This window comes from Mitsuaria sp. RG (genome assembly GCF_028369275.1).
In the GTDB taxonomy this organism is placed as follows: domain Bacteria; phylum Pseudomonadota; class Gammaproteobacteria; order Pseudomonadales; family Pseudomonadaceae; genus Aquipseudomonas; species Aquipseudomonas peradeniyensis.
In genome coordinates, this window is the sequence record NZ_JAQMYQ010000014.1 from 1 (window position 1) to 12,855 (window position 12,855).

Genomic DNA, 12,855 nt, shown 5'->3' on the forward strand with positions numbered 1-12,855 from the left:
CCACGCTGCTCCAGTCAAATCACAGAATTATGTTTTGTTCCATGAGAGCGGCGTCATATACCTCTGCCCTAGGCCGTCAGAACGCTACCGACGTCTGCACATACAGCGTCCGCGGCTCGCCCACGTACTTGCCCTTGTTGTTGTCGTCGAACGAGCGGGTGTAGTACTCGCGGTTGAACAGGTTCTTCACTCCCACCGCCACCTTCAGGTTCGAAAGCGCAGGGCCGAAGTCATAGCCGGCGCGGGTGCTGACCAGCATGTAGCCGGGGATGCGCCCGGTGCTGCCGTCGGCGCTCTCGCCGCCGGTGTTGGCGTTGTCGGCGTACTGGCTGCTCTGGAAGCTGCTGTCCAGGTTCAACTGCCACGGGCCTTCGGTGTAGCCGATCCCCAGCGTGCCCTTGTGGCGGGACGAGAACGGTACCTGGTTGCCCTTGTTCGGGCCGTCCTCGCGGATGGTGGCATCGACGAAGGCGTAGCCGGCGTGCACGTCGAAACCGGCCAGGGCCGGGCTCAGGCCGTCGAGGGCGTAGCGCACGCTGGTTTCGATGCCCTGGTGACGGGTTTCGCCACGGGCGATCACCGAGTCGTTGGTCTGGTTGCTTTCGTACTGGTTATCGAAATTGATCAGGAATGCGCCGATCTCGGCCTGCAGGTCGCCATTGTCGTAGCGAGTGCCGACTTCCCAGGTGCGCGCCTTCTCCGGTTTCACCTCGCCGCTGCTGACCCGGTTGGGCATCTGGCTGTACTGCACGCTGCCGAACGAGCCTTCGGTGTTGGCGTAGAGGTTCCAGTTGTCAGTGAGGTGGTACATCACGTTCAGTGCCGGCAGGGCGGTGTTGTAGCTGCCCTGGTACTGCTGGCCATTGAGCTTGTTGCTCTGCTCGGAGTCGATCATCTCGTAGCGGATGCCCGGGGTGATGGTCCAGCGGCCGATGTCGATGCGGTCGTCCAGGTAGATGGCGTGGGCTTCGGTGCTGCCGCGGGTGTCACGGTCGTTGCGGCTGGCGGTGGTCGGCAGGGCGCCGTTGACCGGCTCGCGGTAGCGCAGTTCATGCCCGGCCTCGTTGACGTAGCGGTAGCCGATACCCAGCTCGTGCCAGCTGTCGCCCAGGGCCACGCCCTGCGAGAAGCGGGTCTCGATACCGCGTACCCAGTACTCGCGTGGCGACAGCGAGACGAAGCTGCCCTGGTCGAGGTAGCCGCTGCGCAGGGTCTTGGTGAAGAAGCTGTTGACGCTGAACTGGCGGTCGTCCTGCTTGTAGTCGTAGCCCAGGTTGAACAGGGTGCGGCGGCCCCAGAACTTGTCCTTCAGGCGGGTCGACTGGTACGGGTCGGCGTCGAAGGCGGCAGTGCTCAGGCCACCGGGCATCTCGGCTTCACCCTCGTAGTACTGGGCCATGGCATGCAGGCTGTTGGCTTCGTCCAGTTGCAGCTTGCCCTTGAGCATCAGGTCGTCGATCTGCGTGTCGCTGTGTTCGCGCCAGTCGCTGCCGCGGGTGCCGGAGTAGAGCAGGGCGCCGCCCAGACCGTTGGCATTGGTGCCGCCGATCAACAGGTTGGCGCTGTTCTTCAGGCCATCCTGGCTGGACGAGGGGCTGATCTGGTTCTGCATCGCCGCCTTGAAGGTGGCTTCTTCAGGGATGGCGCGGGTGACGAAGTTGACGATGCCGCCGACGTTCTGCGGCCCGTAGCGCACCGCGCCGCCGCCGCGCACCACGTCCACGGCGTCCATGTTGCCCAGGCTGATCGGCGCCAGTGACAGCTGCGGCTGGCCGTAGGGGGCGAAGGGCACGGGGATGCCGTCCATCAGCACGGTGGAGCGCGAGGCCAGGCGCGGGTTCAGGCCACGGATGCCGAAGTTCAGCGCCAGGTCATGGCTACCGGTACCGTTGTTTTCCGGGGCGTTAACGCCGGGGATGCGGTTGAGCACTTCGCGGGCGCTGCTGGCACCGCTGCGTTCGAACTCCTCACGGCGCACCACGTCGCGGGCGCCGGCATGTTCGAAGACGTTGTCCTGGCGGGCCTCGGCCAGCCAGTCGCCGACCACGGTCGAGGCGCCCAGCTCGACCGGGGCGTTGCCGCCTATGGCCGGCAGCGGTTGCAGGCTGTAGGCGTTGTCGGTCTCCTGGCGCGCCTGCAGGCCGCTGTCGCGCAGCAGGGCATCGAGCCCCTGGCTGACCTCGTACTGGCCCTCCAGGCCCGGGCTGCTCAGGCCCTGGGTCAGGCCCGGGCTGAACGAGATCAGCGCGCCGCTTTCACGACCGAACTGGTTCAGGGCCTGTTCCAGTGTGCCGGGCGCGATGTGGTAGGCGCGGGGCTCGCCAGCCAGGGCGAGCGGGGCGGCGAGGATCAGGGCGTAGGCTAGGGGGCTGAGGCGCAGGGGCATGTGACGGAGGTCCTGTGACAAGGGGTTCTGTCTTCTCTGTCACGCGAGGTTTGGAAAATGGCTCAACTGATTTGAAATAATTTTGGGTTGGAGCCGATAATCGTGGGAGCGGGCTTGCCCCGCGATGGCCATGTCGGTTGCTTGCCTCTCAACCCGTTGACGCAGCCTCGAGCGACACCCAGTACCGGGTGAACCGCCGCACCTTTACCGGCAGTGTCACTTCCAGCATCTCCAGGATCTGCTCACTGTCTGCCAGCGGATACGATCCGGAAATCCGTAGATCGGCCACCCGCTCGCTGCATCCCAACTGCCCGAGTCGATACCGCGACAGCTCGGCGAGAAAGTCACCCAGGCGCATCTGCGACACCACCAGCATGCCCTCCACCCAGGCCGCCCGGTTAGGGTCCAGCGGTGCGATTGCCTGCCAGCCGCCTTGCGCGAAACGTGCCTGATGCCCGGCCAGCAGCGGTGTGCCGGCCACGCTGGCGCTGCCGCTGAACACCGATATCAGGCTGAAACCGTCGAACTGACGGACGTCGAAGCGTCCGCTGTGCAGATGCAGCTCGCCCTGGGCCGTGGCCAGGCGCAGTGGGCGTGGATCGTTGATCACCTCGAGCAGCAGTTCGCCTTCCTGCAGGCGCACCAGGCGTTGCCGGCCGTCGAAGCGCACATCGGCGGCGCTGCGGGTGTTCAGGTGCAACTGGCTGCCGTCGTCGAGGGTCAGGCGGCGGCGCTGGCCGACCGGGCTGCGGTAGTCGGCCATCAGTCCGGGCAGTGGATTGTGCGGGTGCAGGCCCAGCCCGGCGGCACTGGCCACCCCTGCCAGCAGCAGCGCCTTGAGGGCGCGGCGCCGGGCCGGCGAGGGAGGCGCCTGCAGGGTGGCGTGGACCACCGGGGCGGCGACGCCGCGCAGGCGCTGGTTGACCTGCTGGATATGGGCCCAGGCCCGCTGGTGTTCGCTGTCGGCCTGCAGCCAGCGCTCCAGGGCCTGGTGTTGGTCGAAATTGTCGCTCTGCGACTCGATCAGCCAGTGTACCGCCTGTTCGGCGATCTGCGAGGAAAAGGCAGCGTTCACAGGGGCAGCCCTTCCAAAGTGTTGAAAATTGGCGTCCGGTTTGGATTTGCCGGGGCCGCTGTGCGGCCCTTTCGCGGCGCAAGGCCGCTCCTACAGGTGACCGCGCCCCCTGTAGGAGCGGCCTTGTGCCGCGAAAGGGTCGCAAAGCGACCCCGGCAATCTTGAATTGGAGCGTTCATATCCAAAAAATCGCAAAAACCTCGAAAGGCAGGATTCACAAGGCGAAATAGCAGCGCAAGGCTGCCTTGTGCAGGTAGCGCTTGACCGTCGCCAGGGAAATGCCCAGCTCGCGGGCGATATCCCCCTGGCCCAGGCCATCGACCTGGGCCAGCAGGAAGGCACGCTTGACCAGCGGTGGCAGGCTATCGAGCAGGCGGTCGAGTTCGAGCAGGGTGTCGAGGATGATGGCTTTGTCTTCCTCGCTGGGGACCACCTGCTCGGGTAACTGGGCCAGGGCCTCGAGGTAGGCGCGCTCCAGCTCCTGGCGGCGGAAGTGATTGCACAGCACGCGCTTGGCCACGGTGGTGAGGAAGGCACGGGGTTCGATCAGCTGCGGTGCCTCGCGGGCCTGGAGCAGGCGCAGGTAGGTGTCCTGGGCCAGGTCGGCGGCACTCTGCGGGCAGCCCAGGCGTCGTCGCAGCCAGCCGGTCAGCCAACTGTGATGGGCGTGGTAAAGGCCTTCGACGGTGGAAGAGAGGGCACTGGACACCGATACGACTCCGGCGCCGCAAAGCGCAACTGGAAGTAAGAATTGTTCGCATTGTATTCATGCCACCGGTGTTCGGCAATCGCTGCCGACGCAAGGCATGCCTACCGCTGGCGCCGGCATGCTTTGCTTATGAGAATTGAAATCATTAGTATTGCAACCCCAATTCCCGGACCCTCGCCATGAAGAGCAAAGCCGCCGGCCTTCCCCTGAGCTACCGCCTGGCCGTGACCTCACGCAGCCTGGCCGCGTTGCTGGGCGGTTACCTGCTGGCGTCGATGGCCAGTGTCTGCATAACCCTGCTCGCGCCGATGACCCAGGCCGACGCGACGATGACCGGGATGATGCTGTCGTTCGTCTTCTACCTGATCGCCTTCATCTGGTGCTTCGCCTGCCGCAGTGCCTGGCGCGCCTGGTTGGGCGTGCTGCTGCCAAGCCTGGCCCTGGGGCTGATCAACGCGCTGGCCTACTGGATGAACCTGCCATGAAAGAAGGCTTCCGCCAGGCCATGGCCTGGCTGCATACCTGGACCGGCCTGATCTTCGGCTGGCTGCTGTTCGCCATCTTCCTTACCGGGACGCTGTCGTACTTCAAGGAAGAAATCAGCCACTGGACCCAGCCCGAGGTGCAGAGCCATCCGCTTGACCCGGTGAGCAGCCTCGGGCTGGCCCAGCGTTACCTGGAATCCAATGCCGGCCACGCCAGCACCTGGTTCATCCGCCTGCCCAGCGAGCGCGAGGCGGCGCTGAGCGTCAGCTGGCGCGACCCGAACGGCGGCGGGCGCCGCGGTTTCACCGACAAGGAACTCGACGCCCGCTCCGGCGAGGCGGTCGAGGCCCGTGACAGCCGTGGCGGCGAGTTCTTCTACCGCTTCCACTTCCAGCTGCAGATGCCCCACCCCTGGGGCCGCTGGCTGTCGACCTTCTGCGCCTTCATCATGCTGCTCGGGCTGGTCACCGGGATCATCACCCACAAGAAGATCTTCAAGGAGTTCTTCACCTTCCGCCCGGGCAAGGGCCAGCGTTCCTGGCTCGATGGCCACAACGCCATCGGCGTGCTAGTGCTGCCGTTCCACCTGATGATCAGCTACAGCAGCCTGGTGATCTTCATGTACATGGTCATGCCGGCCAGCATCCTGGCCAGCTACGGCGACAGCAGCGGCTATTTCAACGATGTGTTCGGCCGCGACGAAGTACCCAAGACGGCGGCTCAGGCCGCGCCGTTGGCACCACTGACCGAACTGTACGCCAAGGTCCAGGAACAGGCGCCGGGTGCACGCATGGGCTACATCCAGGTGCACAATCCCGGCGACCGCAACGCCCGGGTCACCTTCACCCGCGCCTCGGCCGACAGCGTCGCCTACCAGCGCAGCGCCATCTGGACCTTCGATGGCGTCAGTGGCGAACTGCTGCGACGTGGCGCGCCGGAAAGCGCGGCGATGACCACCTCCTTCACCTTCGTCGGCCTGCACATGGGCAATTTCGCCGGGCCCTGGCTGCGCTGGCTGTACTTCGTCTTCGGCGTGGCCGGCACGGCGGTGATCGGCACGGGGCTGGTGATGTGGCTGGGCAAGCGACAGCTCAAGCATGCCAAGAGCGAGCGCATGCCTGGCGAGCTGCGCCTGGTCGAAGTGCTGAACATCGCCAGCATGAGCGGCCTGTTGCTGGGCGTGGCGGCGTTCTTCTGGGCCAATCGCCTGCTGCCGCCGGCCATGGACGGGCGGGCCGACTGGGAGATAAACGCCTTCTTCCTGGCCTGGGGCGCGTCATTGCTCCACGCCATGCTACGCAGTGGACGCCGCGCCTGGGGTGAGCAACTGACCCTGGGGGCGCTGGCGTTCGCCGTGCTGCCGGTGCTCAACGCGCTGACCACCGACAAGGGGCTTGATCATTCCATCGCCGCGGGTGACTGGGCGATGGCAGGTTTCGACCTGACGGCGCTGGCCACCGGCCTGTTCCTGGCCTGGGCCGCCGGCAAGATGTTGCGTGCGCCCAAGCCGGTCGCCAAGCGTGCGCCACGCGCCGCCAAGACCGTGGAGGCGAGCTGATGCTGGGTGTCGCGCTGATGGGCTTCGCCGGTTTCGCCAGCCTGTGCCTGGCCATGGAAAAGCACTTCAACGACCTGCTCGGGCGCAAGCCTACGAGCCGGCAACTGCGAGCCCTGAAGGTCGGGGGCTGGGCGTTGTTGTTGCTGTCGTTGATCCTCGCCGTGCACGGGCGCGGCTGGGCCCTGGGCCTGGTGGAGTGGATCGCCGTGCTGATGGCCGGGGTGACGCTGTGGGTGTTCGGCCTGCCTTACCAGCCGCGCCTGCTGCTCGGCGCGGCGCTCGCCAGCCTGGTGCTCGGACCGCTGCTGGCCGTGTTGGCGGTCTAGGCCCTTGAGCGACTCCGAGGCTGGCGGTGGTCGGGCGCGCTTTCTCCAGGTGTTCCTGGCCCAGCGCGCACGCATGGAGGCGCTGGTCAGCCGGCGCGTCGGCTGCCGCGCCACGGCGTCGGACCTGGTCCAGGACCTGTTCCTGCGTTTCTGGCGGCGCCCCGAGGTGAAGGTCGAGGCGCTCGACACCTACCTGCTGCGCAGCGCCAGCAACCTGGCCATCGATTATCTGCGCAGCGAAGGCAGCCGCGACCGGGCCGCCGAAGGCCTGCACGACCCCGAGGAGCCGCAGGGCAGCCAGGCTCCCGAGCAGGCCCTGGAAGTTGACCACGACCTGCAGCGTATCGAGACGGCCCTGCGGGCATTGCCCGAGCGCACGCGGCAGATCTTCCTGCTCAACCGCATCCATGGCTGCACCTACGGTGAGATCGCCAAGGCCATGCAGTTGTCCCAGAGCGCGGTGGAAAAGCATATGATGCGCGCCCTCGAAGCGTGCAAGGCGAGCGTCGCCGAACCCGCGTCCTCACTGCGCCGGCCAGGGAGCGCCCGTCGATGAGTCTTGAACAGCCAATCACTGCTGCACAGTCCCAGGCCGCCCTGCGCTGGCTGGGGCGCATCCAGCAGCAGCCGGCGCAGGCCGAGGGCGCAGCGTTCAAGCGCTGGTTGCTGGAGAGCCCGGCCCATCGCCAGGCCTATGCCGAAGCCCAGGCGTTGTGGCGCCTGAGCGAGGCACCGGCGGCGCGGCTGGCAGTCGAGGAGCGAGAGGGCCTGCAACAGTACCTGGACGCCATGCGCCGACCCGCGCGCAAGAGGCCGTGGCGCGGCCTGGCGGTGGCAGCGTGTCTTGTGCTGGCGCTGGGATGCGCGGCGGGCTGGCAGCCGCAGTTCTGGCTGCAGGACCTGCGTGCCGACTACACCAGCGGCGCGCAGGTGCGGCAGGTGACCCTGGCCGATCATTCGCAGCTGACCCTGGATGCCGGCACAGCCGTGGCGGTGGATTTCGCCCAGGGCGAGCGGCGCGTGCGGTTGTTGCGCGGCGCCGCGTTCTTCGAGGTGACCCATACCGGCGAGCCGTTCCTGGTGGATGCCCAGGGCGGTGAAGTGCGGGTGCTGGGGACCCAGTTCGAGGTACGCGGGCAGGGCGATGGCGCCCAGGTCACCGTGCGCAGCGGCCGCGTGGCGGTGACAGCGGCCGAAGGGCAGGCGGCCCGCGAGCTGACCGCCAACCAGCAACTGGCCTATGCCGACGGTGTGGCTGGTGGGGTCGAGGCGGTAGACAGCGATAGCCGCCTGGCTTGGCGCCAGGGCTGGCTGAACTATTACCAGGTGCCGTTGGCGCAGGTGGTCGAGGACCTTGGGCGTTACTACCCCGGGCGGATCCTGTTGCTTGACGGTGAGCTGGGGCAGCGCAGGGTCAGTGGCAGTTTCCCGGTGGCGGAACCACTGTCCGCGCTGGATTCGCTGGGCAAGGTGATGGGTTTCTCGCGGCAGACGCTGCTGGGGCGGCTGACCGTCTTGCGTTGACCTGAGCCGACGCCATCGCGGGGGTTGCGCGGTCCCTGTAGGAGCGGGCTTGCCCCGCGAAGACGTCGGTGCAGCAAAAATTTTTCGATCAGGTGATGAGGTATCCCCCCACGGCATCCGTGTAGTGAGTGGAAGTGCGATTCATTCGCAAACGATCATCCCTCTCACAGGTCCGCGTCCATGAAGTTCACCCCGCGTTGCGTCCCGCTCTGGTTCGGCCTCTGCTCCCTGCCCGCTATCGCCATCGCGCCCCAGGCCCTGGCCGCGCAGCAGAGCCAGGTCTACAGCTTTGCCCAGCCAAGCCAGCCGCTGGCCCAGGCACTCAACGCCTTCAGCCGCGCCACCGGGCAGAGCGTGGTCTACACCCTGGTCCTGCCGGATGTGCAGGCCCCGGCGCTGAACGGCACCTTCGACGCCGACCAGGCGCTGCAGCAGTTGCTCGGCAACTCGGGCCTGGCCTGGCGCCGCCTCGACGCCCGCACCCTGACCCTGGAGCCGGTCGACAGCTCCGGCGCGCTGAACCTGCAGGCCACCACCATCAACTCGCAGCTGGACGACTACAGCTACCAGCCGCCAGCCAGCGCCTCGATCATGCGTGGCCAGGGCGCGACGCTGGACATCCCCCAGGCCGTCAACGTGGTCCCGGCCCAGGTGATCCGCGACCAGGCGCCGCGCAACCTGGACGATGCCCTGTACAACGTCAGCGGCATCACCCAGGGCAACAACTTCGGCGGTACCGCCGACACCGTGATGAAGCGCGGCTTCGGCGACAACCGCGACGGCTCGATCATGCGTGACGGCATGCCGATCGTGCAGGGCCGCGCCCTCAACGCCAGCACCGAGCGGGTCGAGGTGCTCAAGGGGCCGGCCTCGCTGCTGTATGGCATCCAGGACCCGGGTGGGGTGATCAACGTGGTCAGCAAGCGCCCGCAACTGCAGCAGTACAACGCCCTGACCCTGCGTGGCTCGACCTACGGCAGCGGCAAGAACGGCAGTGGCGGCGGCCTGGACAGCACCGGCGCGCTGGGCGACAGCAACCTGGCCTATCGCCTGATCGTCGATCACGAGGACGAGGACTACTGGCGCAACTACGGCGTGCACCGCGAGTCGCTGGTGGCGCCGTCGCTGGCCTGGTACGGCGAGGACACCCAGGTGGTACTGGCCTATGAGCACCGCGAGTTTCTCTACCCATTCGACCGTGGCACCGCCTTTGGCAGCGACGGCCACCCGTTGAACATTCCCGCCAGCCGTCGCCTCGACGAGCGGTTCAACGACATGGAGGGCCGGTCCGACCTGTACCGCCTGGAGGTCGACCATCGCCTGGCCGATGACTGGAAACTGCACTTCGGCTACAGCTTCAACCGCGAGACCTACGACGCCAGTCAGGTTCGCGTGACCGGCGTGGATGAAAGCAAGGGCACGCTGTCACGCAGCATCGACGGCACCCAGGGCGCCCTGAGCCGCGACCAGTTCGCCACCCTCAGCCTCAACGGCAGCGTTGAGCTGGCGGGCATGCGCCACGACCTGGTGGTCGGTGTCGACCATGAGGACCGCAAGGTCTACCGCGCCGACCTGATCCGCCAGAATAGCCGCTCGACCTTCAGCTACCTGAACCCGGTCTATGGCCGCGAAGTGGAAGGCACCAGCGTGCGCGCCAGCGACAGCGACCAGACCGACAAGCTGCGCACCGATTCGCTGTTCCTGCAGGACGCCTGGCACCTGGACGAGCACTGGATTCTGGTGGCCGGCGGGCGCTTTCAGCAGTACGACCAGTACGCCGGGCGCGGCCGGCCGTTCAACGTCAATACCGACACCAGCGACCAGACCTGGGTGCCCCATGCGGGCGTGGTGTACAAGGTCGATGACCAGCTGTCGTTGTATGCCAGCTACAGTGAGTCGTTCAAGCCCAACTCGACCATCGCCCCGCTGAGCATCGGCGGTGGCCGCACCCTGACCCTGGACTCAGGTATAGCGCCGGAGGAGGGCAAGTCCTGGGAAATCGGGGCCAAGCTCGATGTGCCGGGGGCGCTGACCGGTACGCTGGCGTTGTTCGACATCACCAAGCGCAACGTGCTGGTGGCCGATGGCGACACCCAGCCGGGCACCATTCTCTACAGCAACGCGGGCGAAGTGCGCTCACGCGGCGTCGAGCTGGACCTGACCGGCCAGCTCAGCGAGCGCTGGAGCCTGATCGGCGCCTACGCCTTCACCGACGCCGAGGTGACCAAGGACCCGCAGCTCAAGGGCAATCGCCTGCAGAATGTCGCCCGGCACAGTGGTTCGCTGTCGGCGGTGTATGACTATGGCAGCCTGTTCGGCGGCGATCGCCTGAGACTGGGGGCTGGTGCGCGTTATGTGGGGGAGCGTGCGGGGAACGCCACCAATGATTTCGACCTGCCGGCGTACACCGTGGCCGATGCCTTTGCCAGCTACGAAACGAAGTTGGACGAGCACAAGGTGCGCTTGCAGTTGAACGTGAAGAACCTGTTCGACAAGGTGTATTACAGCTCGGCGGTGAACCGGTATTTCGTCGCGGTGGGGGATGCTCGGCAGGTGAGCTTGTCGAGCACCTTGGAGTTCTAGATCGCCGGGACCGCTTTGCGGTCCTTTCGCGGCACGAGGCCGCTCCTACAAAGTACGCGGTCTCCTGTAGGAGCGGCCTCGTGCCGCGAAAGGGCCGCAACGCGGCCCCAGGATTCAACCGGCAAACGCCGCCCGATACGCCCCCGGCGTCGCCCCCAGCGCCTGGCGGAACCGGTTGCTGAAATGGCTGGCACTGGCAAACCCGCACAACAACGCCACCTCGCCCAGGGGCAACGTGCCCATGCGCAGCAACCGACACGCCCGCTGCAGCCGCCGGGCCAGCAGGTACTGATGCGGCGGCAAGCCGAAACTCGCCCGGAACATCCGCGCGAAGTGGTATTCGGACAGGTTGCAGCGCAGCGCCAGCTCCCCCAGGGTCAGCGGTTGGTCGAGGTTGGCCTCGATATAGTCCACCAGTTGCCGACGCTGGTGCGGTGCCAGTCCGCCCTTGAGTTTCAGCCCCTGGCGCAGGCCGACCTGGTTGAGCACGGCGTGGTCGATGATGTCGTGGGCCAGGCTGCTGGCCAGCAGGCGTTCGCCGGGCTCGGCCCAGTCCAGGCCGATCAGCTCGCGGAAGCGCCGGGCCTGTTGCGGGTCGTCGAGGAAGGTCGCCTCGCGTAGCTGCATCTCCCGCGGCTCGCGGTCCAGCAGGCGGGTGCAGCCAAGGGCGAACTGTTCCTCGCTGATATACAGGTGGGCCAGGCGAATCGTGCCGTTGATCACCCAGTTCGACTCGTGGCCGGCGGGCATCACGCACAGTTTGTCCGGTGCGCCGCGATCGCCAGGGCGCTGGCGACGGAAGGTGCCGGTGCCGTCGGCGATGTAGCACGACAGCGTGTGATGGCTGGGCGCCTGGTAGTCGCGGGCATCGTCGCGGTTGCTCCACAAGGCCGCCGCCAGCCCGTCGCCCAGTTGCGCGCTCAGCTCCAGCCTGGCGTGGGGCGAGGCGTTCAGGACGTTGAAGACCTGCAGGTGATCGAGTGGGGGCATGGGCGGTTCCTCTGCTGGCCATCGTACTGCGCCGGCACCGGGATGGCAGCTACCCGGGGAGGAAAAGCGCAAGTTTATGCAAGCGCCGAACAGCAATGGCGCAAGAAACTGGGCTCATGGGGTTTTCATCGCGGGGCAAGCCCGCTCCCATCGAGGTCGCATGCGCCCTGTGGGAGCGGGCTTGCCCCGCGATAGGCCTGATACCTGTCGAGGGAGTCCATCATGAACCTGTCGCTCTACCTGCTCACCGTCCTGATCTGGGGCACCACCTGGATTGCCTTGAAATGGCAGTTGGGCGAGGTCGCCATCCCGGTGTCGATCGTCTACCGCTTCGCCCTGGCCGGGCTCATCCTGTTCGCCTTCCTGCTGCTCACCCGCCGTCTGCAACCGATGAACCGACGTGGCCACCTGGTGTGCCTGGCCCAGGGGTTGTGCCTGTTCTGCGTCAACTTCATGTGCTTCCTCACTGCCAGCCAGTGGGTCGCCAGCGGCCTGATCGCCGTGGTGTTCTCCACCGCCACCTTGTGGAATGCCATCAATGCACGGATCTTCTTCGGCCAGAAGATCGCCGCCAATGTGCTCGGTGGCGGCGCCCTGGGTCTGCTCGGCCTGGGCCTGCTGTTCTGGCCGGAACTCTCGCACCACGCCGCCAGCCGCGAGACCTTGTACGGCCTGGGGCTGGGCCTGCTCGGCACGCTGTGCTTCTCGGCCGGCAACATGCTCTCCAGCGTGCAGCAGAAGGCCGGGCTCAAGCCGATGACCACCAATGCCTGGGGCATGCTCTATGGCGCCTCGATGCTGGCGGTGTACTGCCTGGCAAAGGGCATCCCCTTCGACATGGAGTGGAGCGCCCGCTACATCGGCTCGCTGTTGTACCTGGTGATCCCGGGTTCGGTGATCGCCTTTACCGCCTACCTGACCCTGGTCGGACGCATGGGGCCGGAGCGGGCAGCCTATTGCACGGTACTGTTCCCGCTGGTGGCGTTGAATGTGTCGGCATTCGCCGAGGGCTACCAATGGACGGCGCCGGCATTGCTGGGCCTGGTGGCGGTGATGGCGGGGAATGTGCTGGTGTTTCGCAAGCCGAAATCCAGGCCGGTCATAATGACGGCCATGGCCAAGTAGGGCGCTAATCTTCACTGTTTTCTTCGCGGGTAAACCCGCTCCCACACGGCTTGCACAGTCCCTGTGGGAGCGGGTTTACCCGCGAAGAGGCAG

General features: G+C 66.5%; 11 protein-coding genes. 7 read left to right on the top strand and 4 right to left on the bottom strand.

Translation table 11 applies throughout. The annotated features are described in order from the left end of the window. Positions 1 to 76 precede the first annotated feature (76 nt). The 3 genes from fecA to POF53_RS10275 form a co-directional block, all read right to left on the bottom strand. Positions 77 to 2,386, bottom strand: coding sequence for a TonB-dependent Fe(3+) dicitrate receptor FecA (gene fecA, locus POF53_RS10265; protein ID WP_498967574.1), 2,310 nt, complete (start codon positions 2,384 to 2,386; stop codon positions 77 to 79). Positions 2,387 to 2,534: 148 nt separating this feature from the next. Then, positions 2,535 to 3,461: a FecR domain-containing protein gene (locus POF53_RS10270; protein ID WP_254464507.1), complete on the bottom strand. Its 927-nt coding sequence runs from the start codon at positions 3,459 to 3,461 to the stop codon at positions 2,535 to 2,537. Between the two features lie 214 nt (positions 3,462 to 3,675). Then, the gene (locus POF53_RS10275) at positions 3,676 to 4,170 is read right to left on the bottom strand and encodes a sigma-70 family RNA polymerase sigma factor (protein WP_232855701.1); all 495 of its coding nucleotides are present in this window, start codon (positions 4,168 to 4,170) and stop codon (positions 3,676 to 3,678) included. Between the two features lie 179 nt (positions 4,171 to 4,349). On the opposite strand from POF53_RS10275, the gene POF53_RS10280 reads away from it, so the two are divergent. The 6 genes from POF53_RS10280 (at position 4,350) to POF53_RS10305 (ending at position 10,647) form a co-directional block, all read left to right on the top strand. Beyond that, complete coding sequence (locus POF53_RS10280) at positions 4,350 to 4,655, top strand: DUF3649 domain-containing protein (RefSeq protein ID WP_186712930.1); 306 nt, start codon at positions 4,350 to 4,352, stop codon at positions 4,653 to 4,655. Continuing rightward, the gene (locus POF53_RS10285; protein ID WP_254464508.1) at positions 4,652 to 6,214 is read left to right on the top strand and encodes a PepSY-associated TM helix domain-containing protein; all 1,563 of its coding nucleotides are present in this window, start codon (positions 4,652 to 4,654) and stop codon (positions 6,212 to 6,214) included. Before POF53_RS10280 ends, POF53_RS10285 begins: the two co-directional genes overlap by 4 nt. Next, a complete protein-coding gene (locus POF53_RS10290) occupies positions 6,214 to 6,540 on the top strand; it encodes a DUF3325 domain-containing protein (protein WP_254464509.1) in 327 nt (108 codons plus the stop codon). Before POF53_RS10285 ends, POF53_RS10290 begins: the two co-directional genes overlap by 1 nt. Positions 6,541 to 6,544: 4 nt before the next feature. Further along, the gene (locus tag POF53_RS10295; RefSeq protein WP_244670957.1) at positions 6,545 to 7,096 is read left to right on the top strand and encodes an RNA polymerase sigma factor; all 552 of its coding nucleotides are present in this window, start codon (positions 6,545 to 6,547) and stop codon (positions 7,094 to 7,096) included. Next, entirely contained in the window at positions 7,093 to 8,064 is a 972-nt protein-coding gene (locus tag POF53_RS10300) for a FecR family protein (protein WP_254464510.1), read from the top strand. Before POF53_RS10295 ends, POF53_RS10300 begins: the two co-directional genes overlap by 4 nt. Before the next feature lie 180 nt (positions 8,065 to 8,244). Next, complete coding sequence (locus POF53_RS10305) at positions 8,245 to 10,647, top strand: TonB-dependent siderophore receptor (RefSeq protein ID WP_254464511.1); 2,403 nt, start codon at positions 8,245 to 8,247, stop codon at positions 10,645 to 10,647. Between the two features lie 114 nt (positions 10,648 to 10,761). Here POF53_RS10305 and POF53_RS10310 read toward each other — a convergent pair whose 3' ends face one another. Next, entirely contained in the window at positions 10,762 to 11,637 is an 876-nt protein-coding gene (locus tag POF53_RS10310) for a helix-turn-helix domain-containing protein (protein ID WP_254464512.1), read from the bottom strand. A 222-nt stretch (positions 11,638 to 11,859) separates the two neighbouring features. Between POF53_RS10310 and POF53_RS10315 the strand changes: the two genes are divergently transcribed. Further along, the gene (locus tag POF53_RS10315) at positions 11,860 to 12,762 is read left to right on the top strand and encodes a DMT family transporter (protein WP_203650618.1); all 903 of its coding nucleotides are present in this window, start codon (positions 11,860 to 11,862) and stop codon (positions 12,760 to 12,762) included. The last annotated feature ends 93 nt before the right edge of the window (positions 12,763 to 12,855 follow it).